Genomic DNA, 16,417 nt, shown 5'->3' with positions numbered 1-16,417 from the left:
ATAAAAACCTACGTAATCATTAGAATAGTGATAGCTGATTAGCATCTGGCATGCCTTCTAAACAGCCAAGTTGATCCATGTATTCAATTAATGTTTTAGATACACGACCACGTTGCTGTAGGTCTTCTTTCGATAAAAACTCGCCTTCCTCACGGGCCGCCACAATTGTTTTCGCAACGTTCGTCCCAAGTCCAGGAATCGCATCGAATGGGGGAATTAATGTGTTACCATCAATTACAAATTCACTAGCCTGTGAACGGTATAAGTCAACCTTTTGGAAGCTCATACCACGCTCACACATTTCGAGTGCAAGCTCCATAACCGTAAGTAAGTTTTTCTCTTTTGTGGAAGCATCTAAGCCCTTCATATTGATTTCATCAATTTTGGCACGAATCATTTGGGAACCCTGTACCATCGATATTAAATCAAAATCATCGGCACGAACTGTGAAATAAGCTGCATAATAAAGGATTGGGAAGTGTACCTTAAACCAAGCAATACGTACTGCCATTAACACATAAGCTGCCGCATGGGCCTTCGGGAACATGTATTTTATTTTTTTACATGATTCGATATACCAGCCTGGTACCTTATTGGCAAGCATCTCTGCTTCAAACTCATTAGATAATCCCTTCCCTTTACGCACGGATTCCATAATTTTAAAGGCCAATGACGGTTCTAGTCCTTGGTAAATTAAATACACCATGATATCGTCACGACAGCCAATTACCTCTTTTAGTACACAAGTACCGTTTTGTATTAATTCCTGAGCATTACCTAGCCATACGTCTGTTCCATGGGAAAGCCCCGAAATTTGCACAAGCTCTGAAAAAGTCGATGGCTTTGTATCTTCTAGCATTTGACGCACAAATCGAGTACCGAATTCTGGAATTCCTAATGTTCCTGTTTTGCAGCCAATTTGTTTTTCTGTTACACCTAAAGATTCAGGGGAACTAAAAATTTTCATAACGACTGGATCATCTGTTGGAATCGTTTTTGGATCTATACCTGATAAATCCTGTAACATCCGAATCACAGTCGGATCATCGTGTCCCAGAATATCCAGCTTCAAAATATTGTCATGAATGGAATGGAAATCAAAATGAGTTGTTCGCCATTCGGCATCCTGTGCATCCGCAGGGTATTGCACTGGGGAGAAGTCGTAAATATCCATATAATCTGGTACTACGATGATTCCCCCCGGATGTTGTCCTGTTGTACGTTTTACACCTGTACAGCCTTGCACTAAACGATCTACTTCTGCTCCACGAAAATGCAGGTTATTATCACTTGCATAGCCCTTTACATAGCCATACGCTGTTTTCTCAGCAACTGTACCAATTGTTCCAGCACGAAATACATAATCTTCACCGAATAGAACTTTTGTATAGTTATGAGCATTTGGTTGATACTCACCAGAAAAATTCAAATCGATGTCAGGCACCTTATCTCCTTTAAAACCAAGGAATGTTTCGAATGGAATATCTTGTCCATCCTTTTTATAAGGTGTTCCACATTCTGTACAATCTTTATTTGGTAAGTCAAAACCTGAGCTAACAGATCCATCATCAAAAAACTCGGAATGCTTACAATTTGGGCAAATATAATGAGGTGGTAGTGGGTTTACCTCTGTAATCTCCATAAAGGTTGCTACTAACGAAGATCCAACGGAACCACGGGAACCAACTAAATAACCATCAGCTAATGATTTTTTCACTAGCTTCGCAGAGATTAAATAAATTACACCGAAGCCATGACCTAAAATCGATTTTAATTCCTTCTCGATACGCGCCTTCACGATTTCAGGTAAATCGTCTCCATAAATGCGATGAGCCATTTCATAAGTTAAATTTGTTACCTCATCATCCGAGCCTTCAATTTTAGGTGTATATAAATCGTCTTTAATAGGCTTCACATCACCAATCATATCTGCAATTTTTTGAGAGTTGGTAACAACAACTTCCTTCGCAAGATCTGGCCCTAAAAAGTCAAATTCCTTGAGCATTTCATCCGTCGTTCTAAAATGAACTTCAGGTAGCTTTGATTTATTTAAAATATTGGCACCACCTTGTGAACCAATTAATATTTGTCTGAACATCCCATCTGTCGGATCTAAATAATGAACATTACCTGTTGCCACAACTGGTTTATCAAGCTTCTTCCCAAGCTTTACAAGTTTTCGAATAATATCCTCAAGTGTCCATTCATCACGAACGACATTACGCTCAATTAATGGTGCGTACACTGCCTTAGGCTGAACCTCAATATAATCATAGAATCGTGCAACTTTCTCAGCTTCTTCTGGCGATTTATTCATCATCGTCTCGAATACTTCACCATTACTACAGCCAGATCCAACTAATAAACCTTCTCTATATTGCTCAAGAACTGCTCGTGTAACACGGGGTACACGATAGAACGTTTTTGTATGAGAATGAGAGACGATTTTAAATAAATTTTTAAGTCCAGCATTATCTACTGCTAATATCGTGCAGTGCATAGGTCTTCCTTTTTTATAAGCGTCTCCACCGCCGATATGCTTATTAAAATCATCGTGATATTTAATGTTTAATTCATCTGCATCCTTTAATAGCTGTAAAAGTAAGTAACCCGTTGCCTCAGTATCATAAATAGCTCGGTGATGCTGGGTTAATTCAATATTAAATTTTTTACATAGTGTATTTAAACGGTGATTTTTCATTGTTGGGTAGAGTAATCTGGCAAGCTCCAGCGTATCAATAACTGGATGAATGGTATCCTCTAGCTCATATTTTTTATAGCCTGTGTATAAAAAGCCAATATCAAATGATGCATTATGAGCTACCACAATCCCATCTCCAATAAATGCATGGAACTCCTTAATGACTTGCTCCACTTCAGGTGCATTTCGTACCATATCGTCTGTAATACCTGTTAGTTCAATGGTGGTCGCTGATAACGGATGGTGTGGATTGGCAAAGCTTTCGTATTTATCAATCACATGTCCATCTTTAATTTTAACTGCAGCAAGCTCTATGATTGTATCGTAAGCGGTGGAAAGACCTGTTGTTTCCACGTCAAATACAACATAGGTAGCGTCAGCTAATAATCGATGCTCAGAGGCATAAGCAATTGGCACACCATCATCAACTAAATTTGCTTCCAAACCATAGATTACTTTGATGCCATGTTTTTTTCCTGCTGCATACGCATCTGGGAAGGATTGCACTACTGCATGATCTGTAATAGCAACAGCTGGATGTCCCCATTTTGCTGCCTGACTCACTAGTCGATCAACTGGGGTAACAGCGTCCATCTGACTCATTGGTGTATGCAAGTGTAATTCAACACGTTTTTCTCCCTCTGGTGCCTTGTCCTGACGTGTTTCTTTTTTGATTTCATTGATATCATTTGCCATCACAATTAAGTCACGAATAAATGTATCTGTTTGAACAGAGCCGCGAACTTTTATCCACATGCCCTTTTTCAAATGTTGCATCAGTTCGGCATCATCATTATCGCGAGAGAACATTTTGACAATAATAGAATCCGTATAGTCAGTCATTTTAATTTGTAATAATGAGCGACCACTTTTCAGTTCCTTAATTTCTGTATCAAAGACAAAGCCCTCAATAATAACCCGACGCTCTTCCTCCACAATGCGTTTAATCTCCATAATCTCATCATCTTTAATATGCATTCCCAATTGGAATGGACGATCACCAAGGTTCGCCATTGCTGGATTGTCTTTCTTCTCCTGCTCACGTTTTTGATAATCTTGTATCGCTTGTTGAGCTAATGCAGCTTCCTCCAAGCGCTTCTGCTCCATAAAAGCTTCCTGTGCTGCAATCATTTCTTCTGTTTCATCCTGTAACACAAAGTCTACAGCCATTGATGGAAAACCGAATTGACTATAGCTCATGGAAAGCTTTTCTGCATACTTTGTTTTTAGCATCATAAATTCCATTTCTTGCATGCAGGATAACGTAATCTTTTGACCATTCCAGTTTGGCATTTGAGATACAAGACAATTTTTAAGAGTTGGCGCCATTTCATCTATTTGTTCAACTACAGTTAACCAATAAGCCTGAACAAGCTCTTCTGTCACATCTTTCTCTACCGTTTCAAATGTTGTATGGATCTGAGCAATAGCAGAGAATTTCTCTGTTAAATGTGTACGGAAAAGCTGATAAAGAGGAAACGGAAGTATTCCTCGTAATTTAATGGTGAAATGCCATAGTCTGTTTTTTTTGTGAACGGTTAAACGTGATAATTCACCTTCTTCAAAAAAAGACATATAAACATCATCTGTTAACTCTAGTTGCTGCAAGAGCATCCAAAACCTCGCTCTTGCCTCTTGTTGCTGTTCCAACTTAGTAACACCTACTTTCTACAATCTAAATTGAAGAAAAAAATTCGCACCCTCTCTACGGGCGATCTACAAACAACAACAAATACCTGATTGATATCTGTTATAGCTTGATTGGTTCATTGTCCCGCAGAAGTGTCGCGAATTCTTTACTACTATCTTATCAAAATTAAAGGGCAGCCTCTATTGGAAGCATTTACACCTTTGTCTAAATTAGTTTTTACGGAAAAATTCATTTAAGCGATCAATGACCTCTTCTTTTTTCCATTCAAATGTTTCACCTGTTTGACGGAACTTGACTTCAACTATACCTTCAGTTGCTTTTTTACCAACTGTTACACGTACAGGCAATCCAATTAAATCTGCATCAGCAAATTTAACCCCAGCGCGCTCAGCACGATCATCCAAAAGCACATCATAGCGGTAGGACTTTAATAAGCCGTATAGCTCATCCGCTAGGGCTACCTGTGTTTCATCCTTTGTATTTACAGGTACAACATGAATATCATATGGCGCTAGTTGAGTCGGCCAAACGAAACCATTCTCATCTTGGAATTGCTCAGCCACAGCAGCTAAAATACGTGAAACACCAATACCATAGCAGCCCATAATAAATGGCTGTGCCTTCCCTTGCTCGTCTAAGAAAGTACCATTCATTTTTGCAGAATAAGTAGTCCCTAATTTGAAAATATGACCAACCTCTATGCCTTCTGCAAATTTGATGATACCTTGTCCATCTGGTGATGGATCACCCTCTTGAATAAAGCGAATATCTAAATAATTATTAACTGCAAAATCACGCTCTGGATTTACATTGATTAAGTGGAACCCATCCTCATTTGCACCAGCTACTCCATTACGGATAGACTTTATTGCATTATCTGCTATAACTTTGACATCTACTGGTAATTTAACTGGACCGATAGAACCCACTCCGCAGCCTAAAAGGTCTTGAATTGCCGCTTCACTAGCAAGTTCAACTGAGCTAGCCTCTAGGGCATTTTTCAGTTTGATATCGTTTATTTCATGATCGCCTCGTGCAAGTACAACTACTAATTCACCATCTACTTCAAATACTAATGATTTAATCACATTTGAAGATTGAATATTTAAGAAAGCAGATACTTCCTCAATTGTTTTTTGATCTGGTGTTGCTACTTTTTCAAGGTCCTTTAATGCTTCTTCGGATGCTTGATAATCTACTACTACTTCTGCCATTTCAATGTTCGCAGCATAATCAGATGTGTCAGAGTAGGCAATTGTATCCTCACCAATTTCTGATAATACCATGAATTCATGTGTACCCTTCCCACCGATGGAACCAGCATCCGCAATAACCGCACGATAATTTAAACCTAGACGAGAGAAAATATTAGAGTATGCTCGATACATATCTTCATATGTTTCATCTAAGCTTTCACGTGATGCATGGAATGAATAAGCATCTTTCATAATAAACTCTCTACCTCGTAATAATCCAAAGCGAGGACGTTTTTCATCACGGAATTTTGTTTGAATTTGATATAGTGTTAACGGTAATTTTTTATAAGATTTAATTTCATCACGTACAAGAGTCGTAATGACCTCTTCATGTGTAGGCCCTAATGCAAAGTCACGATCATGACGATCTTTCAAACGCATTAATTCTGGACCATATTTTTCCCAACGGCCAGACTCCTGCCATAGCTCCGCAGATTGTAATGCAGGCATTAACAGTTCGATAGAGTTAATGGCTTCCATTTCTTCGCGAATAATATTTTCAATTTTTGATAATACACGTTTTGCAAGCGGTAAATACGAATATACCCCACTTGTATTTTGACGAATAAACCCTGCACGTAGTAATTGCTTATGTGATTTTACATCTGCATCTGCAGGTACTTCACGTAGCGTTGGGATAAATGTTTTACTTTGCTTCATTCAGTGTTCCACCTTTTTTCATCAATTTCGCCTTGGCGTAATTACGTTCGGATTTTGAATTGTGCCCAGGCCTGCACGAGGGCCGACACGATATCGGTCATTTCGGTAATACCACAGGGAACGTGGCGTTTAACCAATGCAGGTCAGTTAGCCATTTTCGCAGGATGCGAAGATTTTAGGCTAACATCCTTTTATATATTCCTTTGAAAATCCGTGGCATCCGCCAGAGGCTTTATCTTCATTCAGCAGCTGTTTGGACACGTACTGAAAAGAACCAAAACTGCATTCATCTCACCACTTGTAGAGGTATGAAGTCTTCTGCTGAATGAAGATAAATATGTTTATACTCTAATTAGCATAAACAAATTTAGCTTTGAACGCAATGTTTCAAATAAATTGCGCTCAAAGCTATGTTTTTCATTCATATTCGCCTTGACGTAATAATTACGTATAGGCACTATGTCAAAACGTTCACCTTTCTTCACTAAAAGAAGAAACGTTGGATATCATTCCATGTGACGACAACCATTAAGATCATTAATAGAACGATCCCAACAAAATGAACCATACCTTCTTTTTGACGATCAATTGGCTTACCTCTTACTGCCTCAAAGCCAAAGAATAATAGGCGACCACCATCAAGAGCAGGAAGTGGTAATAAATTCATGATGCCTAGATTAATACTTAACATGGCTGCAAAATTCATTAAAGCAAAGATGCCCCATGTGGCAACAGTCTCTGTTGTTTTGTAAATTCCAACAGGTCCTGATAAAGCATCAATTGTAAATTGACCAGTAATAAGCATTCCCAGTAATTCAAATATACGCATTGTCATATTATATGTTTCTTGAGCACCATAGACGACAGCTTTTAACGGGTTGTGGACTTTTGGACTTGTCACTCCAATTTGACCATATGTCTCACCGTTTTTTTCTTTCACTTCGTTCACTGTCATCGTAAGATTTTCCGTTGTTCCATCTCGCTCAACTGTAACATTAATCGTCTTATTAGGTCGACTTTGTACAATGGAAACTAAATCTTGCCACGTCTCAACAGCATGTCCATCTATTGATTTCACCCTGTCACCTGCAAGCATGCCTGCCTGTGCTGCTGGGTGATTTTCTACTACTTCTGTAATAATCGGCTCATTTGTTGGTACACCATTTAATAAACCAATCATTAAATAAATGAAAAATGCTAATATAAAGTTAAACAATGGTCCCGCAAAGATTGTCATGGCACGCTGTCCCACTGTTTTAGCGTTAAATTGACGGTCATATGGTGCGATCAACGTTTCTTTTCCATTTTCGACTAAAATACAATCCCTCGTCACATTATAACGCACTAAATTTTCTTCTTCATCATAGCCTTCAATAAATAAATCCTTTTCTAAATCGGCTCGTTCAACTTCTAAAAATAATAAGTCTGGTAACTGCTTATTATTTTGATTGAAAATAATTTTTTTAACACGATTATCTTCATCAACAATAAGCCCTACACGGTATCCAGGTGACAATTCAGTACCATCCATGTCATCACCAGCCATACGAACGTAACCACCAATTGGTAAAAGTCGTACCGTATAGATTGTTTCACCATGTGTTTTTCCATAAATTTTTGGACCCATACCGATAGCAAATTCACGAACCATAATTCCTGCGCGTTTCGCAAACAGGAAGTGACCAAGTTCATGGAAGAATACGAGCAGGCCAAATATTAATATAAATGCAATGGCTGTTTGCATAATACCCCACCTTTAAAAGTGAATAGTTAACGTAATCATACTTTTGTTATTTTACCATGTCTAACACTGTTTTTCTTGTTTCACCGTCTACCTGTAAAATTGTCTGTAAATCTGGCACTAAAATGTTGTTATGTGCCTGCATCACACGCTCGATTGTTTCATCGATTTCTAGGAATGTTATTTTCCCTTGTAAAAAGGCTGCAACTGCCGCCTCATTTGCTGCATTCATTGCTGTCAATATCGTACCACCAGTACGACCGGCCTCATAGGCAAGACGCAACGCTGGATAGCGCTCGAAATCCATTTCTTGAAAATGCAACTGACCAATTTGTGCTAAATTGAGTCGTTGTCCGTTATGCAGCGGCATACGATCAGGATAGCTTAAGGCATACTGGATAGGCACACGCATATCTGGAGTACCAAGCTGTGCAATGACACTAGTATCATGATACTCAACTAGAGAGTGAATAATACTTTCTCTATGTAAAAGTACATCAATTTTATCATAAGGCATATCAAATAGGACATGTGCTTCTATGACTTCTAGCCCTTTATTCATCATTGTAGCCGAATCTATGGTAATCTTCGCACCCATTGACCAATTTGGATGATTGAGTGCATCGGCAACGGTTACATCCTTTAATTCCGCACGTGATTTATCACGGAAACTACCACCAGAGGCTGTAATGATTAAACGTTCAACATTTTTTGGATTTTCGCCATTCATTGACTGAAAGATTGCGGAATGCTCACTATCAACTGGCAAAATTTTAGCATTGTATTTCTTTGCCTCCGCCATCACTAAATGGCCAGCCGTTACAAGTGTTTCCTTATTAGCAATGGCAACTGTTTTTCCCATTCGAATTGCGGCTAATGTTGACTCTAGTCCCACACTACCTAGAACAGCATTAACAAGTACTGTAGAATCGGGATGTGTAGCCACCTCAACAAGCCCCTTTTCTCCAAATGAAAATTGGATTTGAGGATACTCTTTAGCCAGTGTCAATGCATCCTCTTCTCGCTGAACAGATACCAACTCTGGCTTCAAAGCTTCAATCATTTCACGCGTTTTTTCGATATTCTTCCCTGAAGAAAATGCGACTAGCTGAAAGGCATCACGCTGTTCCTTTAAGATATCATAGGTTTGCCAACCAATGGACCCAGTTGCACCAAGTAAACTAATTTTTTTCACGACAAATTGTCCCCTTTTTCTCTCTAACAAATGAAAAACTACATTAACATTCAAGTAGATGGCTTTAATTCCTTAAAAATGCAAAAAGTGTAATAGCGGAACTACAAATAATAGACTATCAAAGCGATCTAAAATTCCGCCATGTCCAGGTAAAATAGTTCCTGAATCCTTCACATCAAAATGACGCTTTATGGCAGATTCTACTAAATCACCCATTTGCCCGATAATGGATGCAAAAATTGTGATGAAAATAAGTGAGATGTAGCCATTTGCAAATGGATAGATTGCCTGCATCCCTACAGCAAAGATTACTGCAATCACAATTCCGCCTATAAACCCTTCTATGGTTTTTTTCGGTGAAATTTCTGGCCATAGCTTATTTTTACCTAGCTTTCTTCCAACAAAATATGCTCCTGAGTCAGTCGTCCAAACAATTAGTAAACAGTAGACAACATATACAAGCCCTTCATTTCTTGTCTCAACTAAATAATGGAAGCCAAGGCCCACGTAAAACGCACCTAATAAAATAAAACCCACTTCATCAAATGTGATTTTATTTTTTACAAGAACGACATATATCAGCAATAGCAAAACGATGCCATATACAACCATTAAATTAGAGGAGTAGCCAATTGCATCTACTACCTTATCTGACCAGCCGTTAGGTATAACAAGTAACAGTAAAATAAGTAGCCCTAAAATACCAGGCACTGAAAAAAGTGAAATACCTTTCATTTTCAGTATTTCATAAAAGCCGACAACAGCCATTGCAAGCACTAGTAGTGTAAATGGTGCATTTCCATAAATAACAAATGGAATAAAAAGCCCAGCTGCAATTATTGCTGTGATGATTCTTTGTTTCAAGTTGTTTCTTCTCCCTTCAACCCACCGTAACGGCGATTACGTTTCTGATAATTTTCCACCGCTTCCAATAAGGTTTCCTCGCTAAAATCTGGCCACAATGTATCTGTAAACCAAAATTCTGTATAGGCGAGCTGCCATAGCATAAAGTTACTTAATCGTACCTCACCGCTTGTACGAATTAATAAATCCGGCTCTGGTAAATGAGCTGTCATCAAATGAGATGTTAAACATTCTTCTGTTATATCTTGTAATGTTAATTGTCCATCTTGCACTTTTTGAAGCATCGTTTTCATTGCATTGACCATTTCAGAACGACTTCCATAATTCAAGGCAAAATTTAAAATTAACCCTGTATTATGCTTCGTTTCCTCCATCGCCTCAAACAATGCTTTCTGTGTATGTGCAGGCAATAAAGTAGGATCTCCAATCATTTCCACACGTACATTACGTTCCATCATTTCGGGTAAAAAGGACCCTAAAAATTCAACAGGTAGACGCATAAGAAAATCGACTTCTGTTTTTGGACGCTTCCAGTTTTCTGTAGAGAACGCATACACTGTTAGAACCTTTATTCCAAGATCTGACGCAAATCTAGTGACTTTTCGTACCGTCTTCATACCTTCATGGTGCCCGGCAACACGTGGCATCGCGCGTTTTTTTGCCCACCGTCCATTTCCGTCCATAATAATCGCAACATGGGCAGGAATTGGCTCGCTTTTAGCAAGGGCAACACGTTCCCCCAATGATAGTGTATCCATATTTATTTGTTTACCTAATAGCTTTTTAAACATGCTAACTCCCCCACTACAACTAATCGGACGTATACTAACCTATCATAACAAACAAAAGCATGTTTTGTCTTTTTTTTCCCTCTAAATTGACTATGTAGGAACCAGCTTCATTTAGAACTACTTACAAGTAAGGTTTTTTAAGGGCGGTTTCCCTTTTTTTCATGCAATCCTCACCTATGTTTTCGTTTCAAGTAAAGATCAGTTCTTCTTAATCTAAAAAGAAAGCAAAAATAGTTGAAAGGTATTCACTCTAAAACAATTAAAGCTTGAATGTATAAAACTCCAATACTCTGATACATGTAGATTTAATTGTAAAGAGAAAAGACGTCCTGATATGTATAGGACGCCTTCATCTCCTCAAAAAGTTCCATCTTAGATATGTAAAGCGTCTGCTTACACCTCTAGAATTTCTTTTTCTTTTTCTTTCGCTACCTGATCAACTTTTACAATGAATTCATCTGTTAATTTTTGGATATCTTCACCATAGCCACGTAGATCATCCTCTGTGATTTCGCCAGCTTTTTCAAGTTTTTTTAGATCGTCATTGGCATCGCGACGAACGTTACGTACAGCGATTTTTGCATCCTCTGCCTCTTTTTTCACTTGCTTCACAAGATCTTTACGACGCTCTTCTGTTAAAGCAGGAATCATTAAACGGATGACAGAGCCATCATTTGATGGTGTAATACCAATATCTGATTTCATAATTGCCTTTTCAATCTCACCTAGAATTGTTTTATCATATGGTGTAATCACTAATAAACGTGCTTCTGGTACAGATACACCTGCAAGCTGATTAATCGGGGTTGGCGCACCATAATAATCAACCGTAATGCGGTCTAATAAAGATGCGTTTGCACGTCCTGCACGGATTGATGATAATTCACGACTGAAAGCTGCAATTGTTTTGTTCATTTTTTCTTTAGCTTGTTCTAATACTTGTTTAGCCATTATGCATTCCTCCTAACAACTGTTCCAATTTTCTCGCCTAGTACGGCACGTTTAATATTACCTTGTTCTGTAATTGAGAAGACAATTAACGGAATATCGTTATCCATACATAAAGTAGAAGCTGTTGAATCCATTACCTGTAAGCCTTGTTGAATAACGTCTAAGTATGTGAGTGTATCGTATTTAATGGCAGTTGTATCTACTTTTGGATCTGCAGAATAAACACCATCTACATTATTTTTAGCCATTAAAATCGCATCTGCATCGATTTCTGCTGCACGTAATGCTGCAGTTGTATCAGTTGAGAAGAACGGGTTACCTGTACCTGCCGCAAAAATAACCACACGTTTTTTCTCCAAATGACGAACTGCCTTACGACGAATATATGGTTCTGCTACTTGTGTCATCACGATAGAAGATTGGACACGTGTTTCAATGCCTAATTTTTCAAGTGCATCTTGTAATGCTAAAGAATTCATAACCGTTGCCAGCATTCCCATATAATCAGCTGCCGCACGATCCATTCCCATTTCACTACCGATTTTTCCACGCCATATATTACCGCCACCTACAACAACAGCAACTTCTACATCAAGATCTACTACTTCTTTTACTTCCTCTGCAACAGCCTTGATTATTTTTGGTGATAAACCGAAGCCCGCTTCTCCTGCTAACGCTTCACCACTTAATTTTATAACTACTCGTTTATATTGTGGCACACTCATTGTAAACCTCCGTCAGACTTTATTTAAAACATCTCTATTCCCTTTTCCATTATAGTATATATTACAATAATTACTAGTTGTGAATAAGGCAGAATAGAAAATTATATCCTTCTTTTCGCTCTCTTCGGAAAAATAGGGAACACGTTAAATTGTGTTCCCCATTTTTTGTCTAGAAAATCTAGATATTATTTGATTAGGATCAAATGCAGCTAATTAGTTACCTTTAACTTGGCTCATAACTTCTTCAGCGAAGTTATCTTCACGTTTTTCGATACCTTCACCTACAGCATAGCGTACGAAACCATTTACTGAACCACCAGTTGATGCAACGAAATCACGCACTTTTTGGTCAGAGTTTTTAACGAATGTTTGGTCAAGTAAACAAACATCCTCGAAATATTTACCAAGACGACCTTCCACCATTTTAGCAACAATGTTTTCTGGTTTACCTTCGTTAAGTGCTTGTTCAGTCAATACTTTACGCTCACGTTCAACCTCTTCAGCAGAAACTTCATCGCGAGAAACATAAGTTGGGTTGATTGCCGCGATATGCATAGCAACATCTTTTGCAGCAGAAGCATCTGTAGATCCTTCTAAAGTTACTAATACACCAATACGACCACCCATGTGTAAGTAAGAACCGAATGCATCAGCATCAGATTTTGTTTTCACTTCGAAACGACGAAGTGTGATTTTTTCACCAATTGTTGCAACTGCTGTTGAAATTTGGTCAACAATTTTTACACCTTCAGCATTTGTAAGCTCTAATGCAGCTTCAACTGATGCTGGTTTAGCAGCAAGTAATTGTTCTGCTAAAGAAGCAACTAATACTTGGAATTTATCGTTTTTTGCAACGAAGTCTGTTTCAGCGTTTACTTCTAGGATGATTGCTTCGTTACCTTGTTCTAAAATATAAGTTGTACCTTCTGCAGCGATACGGTCAGCTTTTTTAGCAGCTGAAGATAGACCTTTTTCACGTAAGAAATCGATAGCAGCTTCTAAGTTACCATCAGTTTGTACTAACGCTTTTTTACAATCCATCATACCAGCGCCAGTTTTTTCGCGTAATTCTTTTACTAATTGTGCAGTAATGTTTGCCATTTAGTGTTTCCTCCTCAAATTGGTTGAACATAATTTAATGATAGGTTCTAAAAAAGGTGATAAGGGTTTTGAGCCACTTATCACCTTTTTGTAAACGTGAATTACTCAGCAGCAGCTTCTACAGCTGGAGCTTCCTCTTCACCTTGTTTTGACTCGATTAAAGCGTCAGCCATTTTTGCAGTTAAAAGTTTAACAGCGCGAATAGCATCATCGTTAGCAGGGATTACGTAGTCGATTTCATCTGGATCACAGTTAGTATCAACAATACCTACTAGAGGGATGTTTAATTTACGAGCTTCTGCAACCGCAATACGTTCTTTACGTGGGTCAACCACGAACATTACGTCTGGAAGATCGTGCATATCACGGATACCGCCTAAAAATTTGATTAGACGTTCGTGTTCTTTTTTAAGTTGGATTACTTCTTTTTTAGGAAGAACTTCAAAAGTTCCTTCTTCTTCCATTTTTTCGATTTGTTTCATACGTGCAACACGTTTTTGAATTGTACCGAAGTTTGTAAGAGTACCACCTAACCAACGTTGGTTGATGTAGTAGTTGCCTGAACGTTCAGCTTCATCTTTGATCGCTTCTTGTGCTTGTTTTTTCGTACCAACGAAAAGAACTTTACCACCGTCTTGACCAACTTGACGCATGAAGTCATAAGCTTCCTCTAATTTTTTAACAGTTTTTTGTAAGTCGATGATGTAGATCCCGTTACGTTCAACGAAGATATATTTCTTCATTTTTGGGTTCCAACGACGAGTTTGGTGACCGAAATGTACACCAGCTTCAAGTAATTGTTTCATAGAAATTACTGACATGTGAATTTCCTCCTAATATGTTTGGTTTTTATCCTCCGCATTTATCATCTACAACAAGCTACCCTAAGCTTAGAGCACCACTTACTGCATCAAAATGCGTGTGTAGTAATAACACCATTTGCAACTATATCATAGCTTTACCCTATTCGCAACTGTTTTAGCCATGAAATTTCAATAAAAGCTCGATTTCTGTCTTGCCTTTTTGGAGTTGTTTTGCAATTTCCTCTGGTGTTTTTCCTTGCTTCGCTAATTCGATGGCTTGTTGCTCCATTGTGAATACCTTTGGTTGTTCCTTTTCTGTCTCATTAGCCATACTATCAGATTGAGCTGCTTTTGAAACAGACTGTTGCTGGCGTGAATAAGCACTCGCAACAATATTTTTAGGTATATATTTTCGTGAATCGGTTTCTAAATTAGGAGATTCTTGTTCTTTTTTCATTTTTTCAGGAAGCGGCTCTTGCTCTTTCTGAATGACAATTTTTTCAGCCTGCTGGATAGCATTTACGTTCAATTCCGATTTTGAAACGCTGTGTAGTTCTTGTATTAAACGATCATTCTCGTCTTTCATATCTGCTAAATAGACACTAATTGTATCATCCATTTCGCGCATTAAACGTTCCTGTTTCTTTTCTAAATCTTTAAATTTAGCTAGTTTCGTATTTAAAATAATAAGGAAGTAAAACGAAAGCAACTGTAAGAAAAATAGAATCGTAATTAGTATGGTTGCCATAGTAAACTCCTATCCACTAAAATCTACAAAATTTCCTTTAAACGGATGTCGTGCCTGTTTTTCTTGATTGTCACTCTCTTTCTTTTTTTTGCGAGTTCCCTTAATGTACTCGCCGCCCGCCTCTTCATCTTCACTAATCTCATCCATACCTTCTGAAGTATTCACAATTTTTTGCTTGCGATCTATTTCTTTTTTTAATGCTTCATTTGCATGTGCTTGTTGAGCCAAGGTTTGCTGCTGAGCCTGATCTGCCATTTTCCCTGCCTCAAACGTTTTTGGAATAGCAATTTGTAATTCGACACCCTTTAAACTCATTGGAATTCCTCCCTTAATGTTATGTATCTAATCATCATTAGGCATTAATCATTTCACTAGATAATAACTTTCGTAGCTTTAAAAGCGCCTTTGAGTGAATTTGTGAAATACGTGAAGTTGATAAATCAAGCATTTCACCAATTTCTGTTAAGGTCAATTCCTCTGTATAAAATAAACTAAGCACCAATTGTTCCTTTTCATTCAACTTTTGAATATTTTCCGCTAAATCACCCAATAATTCCGATTTAATGATAACCTGTTCAGGTGTTTTTGTTGTATCATCCCTAATAACAAATGACTTTCCATCCGTTTCTTCCTGATCTTGTTGTTCGTTAATAGAAAGGACATTCGAAAAGAAATGCTCCTGTACAGTTTGATAGACTTCCTCTACTGGTAATTCCAAATTTTCAGCAAGCTCCTCAGGAGTTACATGACGCATATATTTTTGTTCTAACCGTTCAATTTGCGCATCTAATTTTTTAGCTTTTTCACGAGCAGAACGCGGCAACCAATCTTCTTTCCGTAAACCATCTATAATTGCTCCTCTTACTCTAAAAGAAGCGTATGTATCAAATTTCAAATCTCTCTTAATATCAAATTTATTTAATGCATCAAATAGACCTACCATGCCTAAGCTAGTTAGATCATCTCGAGATACATTTTTCGGTAAGCTCGCACCAATGCGTTGTACATGATAAGATACTAGTGAAATATATTTTTTGATAAGCAAATCCCCAGCATCTGGATCACGGTCATCTATCCAACGGTTCCACAGCTTTTGTTCATCGTTTAGATTTGGTTGTGTCATGAAATCCACCTCTCTTAAGAAAACGCCTTTACCGCGCCTATTCGTTTAGAAAAACACTAAACTTCACTGTTGTGAGCCGCCAAGATCAATTTCGCCTTAGCGTAATT

At 38.1% G+C, this 16,417-nt stretch carries 13 protein-coding genes; all 13 read right to left on the bottom strand.

Going from position 1 to position 16,417, the window contains the following annotated elements:
- Positions 1-19 precede the first annotated feature (19 nt).
- The 13 genes from QNH24_RS06045 to QNH24_RS05985 all read right to left on the bottom strand — a co-directional run bounded on the left by QNH24_RS06045 (position 20) and on the right by QNH24_RS05985 (position 16,310).
- Positions 20-4,351, bottom strand: a complete 4,332-nt coding sequence (locus QNH24_RS06045) for a PolC-type DNA polymerase III (protein WP_283871194.1) — start codon at positions 4,349-4,351, stop codon at positions 20-22.
- A gap of 210 nt (positions 4,352-4,561) precedes the next feature.
- A complete protein-coding gene (locus tag QNH24_RS06040) occupies positions 4,562-6,268 on the bottom strand; it encodes a proline--tRNA ligase (protein ID WP_283871193.1) in 1,707 nt (568 codons plus the stop codon).
- Between the two features lie 484 nt (positions 6,269-6,752).
- Entirely contained in the window at positions 6,753-8,012 is a 1,260-nt protein-coding gene (rseP, locus tag QNH24_RS06035; protein ID WP_283871192.1) for an RIP metalloprotease RseP, read from the bottom strand.
- Between the two features lie 46 nt (positions 8,013-8,058).
- The gene (gene dxr / locus QNH24_RS06030) at positions 8,059-9,204 is read right to left on the bottom strand and encodes a 1-deoxy-D-xylulose-5-phosphate reductoisomerase (RefSeq protein ID WP_283871191.1); all 1,146 of its coding nucleotides are present in this window, start codon (positions 9,202-9,204) and stop codon (positions 8,059-8,061) included.
- A 72-nt stretch (positions 9,205-9,276) separates the two neighbouring features.
- Entirely contained in the window at positions 9,277-10,068 is a 792-nt protein-coding gene (locus QNH24_RS06025; protein WP_283871190.1) for a phosphatidate cytidylyltransferase, read from the bottom strand.
- Positions 10,065-10,859 (bottom strand): undecaprenyl pyrophosphate synthase, encoded by a 795-nt coding sequence (uppS, locus tag QNH24_RS06020; RefSeq protein WP_283871189.1) that lies wholly within the window; start codon positions 10,857-10,859, stop codon positions 10,065-10,067. The genes QNH24_RS06025 and uppS overlap by 4 nt, the downstream gene beginning before the upstream one ends.
- Positions 10,860-11,252: 393 nt before the next feature.
- Positions 11,253-11,810 carry a ribosome recycling factor gene (gene frr, locus QNH24_RS06015; protein WP_283871188.1) on the bottom strand — a complete coding sequence of 186 codons (558 nt, stop codon included), beginning with the start codon at positions 11,808-11,810 and terminating at the stop codon, positions 11,253-11,255.
- Positions 11,810-12,535 (bottom strand): UMP kinase, encoded by a 726-nt coding sequence (gene pyrH, locus QNH24_RS06010; protein ID WP_283871187.1) that lies wholly within the window; start codon positions 12,533-12,535, stop codon positions 11,810-11,812. The genes frr and pyrH overlap by 1 nt, the downstream gene beginning before the upstream one ends.
- 213 nt (positions 12,536-12,748) lie before the next feature.
- Complete coding sequence (tsf, locus tag QNH24_RS06005) at positions 12,749-13,636, bottom strand: translation elongation factor Ts (protein WP_283871186.1); 888 nt, start codon at positions 13,634-13,636, stop codon at positions 12,749-12,751.
- Positions 13,637-13,737: 101 nt separating this feature from the next.
- A complete protein-coding gene (gene rpsB, locus QNH24_RS06000) occupies positions 13,738-14,457 on the bottom strand; it encodes a 30S ribosomal protein S2 (protein WP_004269262.1) in 720 nt (239 codons plus the stop codon).
- A 157-nt stretch (positions 14,458-14,614) separates the two neighbouring features.
- Positions 14,615-15,187: a hypothetical protein gene (locus QNH24_RS05995; RefSeq protein ID WP_283871185.1), complete on the bottom strand. Its 573-nt coding sequence runs from the start codon at positions 15,185-15,187 to the stop codon at positions 14,615-14,617.
- A 9-nt stretch (positions 15,188-15,196) separates the two neighbouring features.
- A complete protein-coding gene (locus QNH24_RS05990) occupies positions 15,197-15,502 on the bottom strand; it encodes an RNA polymerase subunit sigma (RefSeq protein WP_283871184.1) in 306 nt (101 codons plus the stop codon).
- A 37-nt stretch (positions 15,503-15,539) separates the two neighbouring features.
- Positions 15,540-16,310, bottom strand: a complete 771-nt coding sequence (locus QNH24_RS05985) for a FliA/WhiG family RNA polymerase sigma factor (RefSeq protein WP_283871183.1) — start codon at positions 16,308-16,310, stop codon at positions 15,540-15,542.
- Positions 16,311-16,417: the final 107 nt, after the last annotated feature.

It is taken from the genome of Lysinibacillus pakistanensis (genome assembly GCF_030123245.1).
GTDB classification, from domain to species: domain Bacteria; phylum Bacillota; class Bacilli; order Bacillales_A; family Planococcaceae; genus Lysinibacillus; species Lysinibacillus pakistanensis.
This window is presented reverse-complemented; position numbering and strand designations above follow the sequence as displayed.

Bases quoted from the DNA above. Each gene is read 5' to 3' on its own strand.
- QNH24_RS06040 (WP_283871193.1), bottom strand. From the start codon at position 6,268: ATGAAGCAAAGTAAAACATTTATCCCAACGCTACGTGAAGTACCTGCA.
- rseP (WP_283871192.1), bottom strand. From the start codon at position 8,012: ATGCAAACAGCCATTGCATTTATATTAATATTTGGCCTGCTCGTATTC.
- uppS (WP_283871189.1), bottom strand. From the start codon at position 10,859: ATGTTTAAAAAGCTATTAGGTAAACAAATAAATATGGATACACTATCA.
- frr (WP_283871188.1), bottom strand. From the start codon at position 11,810: ATGGCTAAACAAGTATTAGAACAAGCTAAAGAAAAAATGAACAAAACA.
- pyrH (WP_283871187.1), bottom strand. From the start codon at position 12,535: ATGAGTGTGCCACAATATAAACGAGTAGTTATAAAATTAAGTGGTGAA.
- tsf (WP_283871186.1), bottom strand. From the start codon at position 13,636: ATGGCAAACATTACTGCACAATTAGTAAAAGAATTACGCGAAAAAACT.
- rpsB (WP_004269262.1), bottom strand. From the start codon at position 14,457: ATGTCAGTAATTTCTATGAAACAATTACTTGAAGCTGGTGTACATTTC.
- QNH24_RS05995 (WP_283871185.1), bottom strand. From the start codon at position 15,187: ATGGCAACCATACTAATTACGATTCTATTTTTCTTACAGTTGCTTTCG.
- QNH24_RS05990 (WP_283871184.1), bottom strand. From the start codon at position 15,502: ATGAGTTTAAAGGGTGTCGAATTACAAATTGCTATTCCAAAAACGTTT.
- QNH24_RS05985 (WP_283871183.1), bottom strand. From the start codon at position 16,310: ATGACACAACCAAATCTAAACGATGAACAAAAGCTGTGGAACCGTTGG.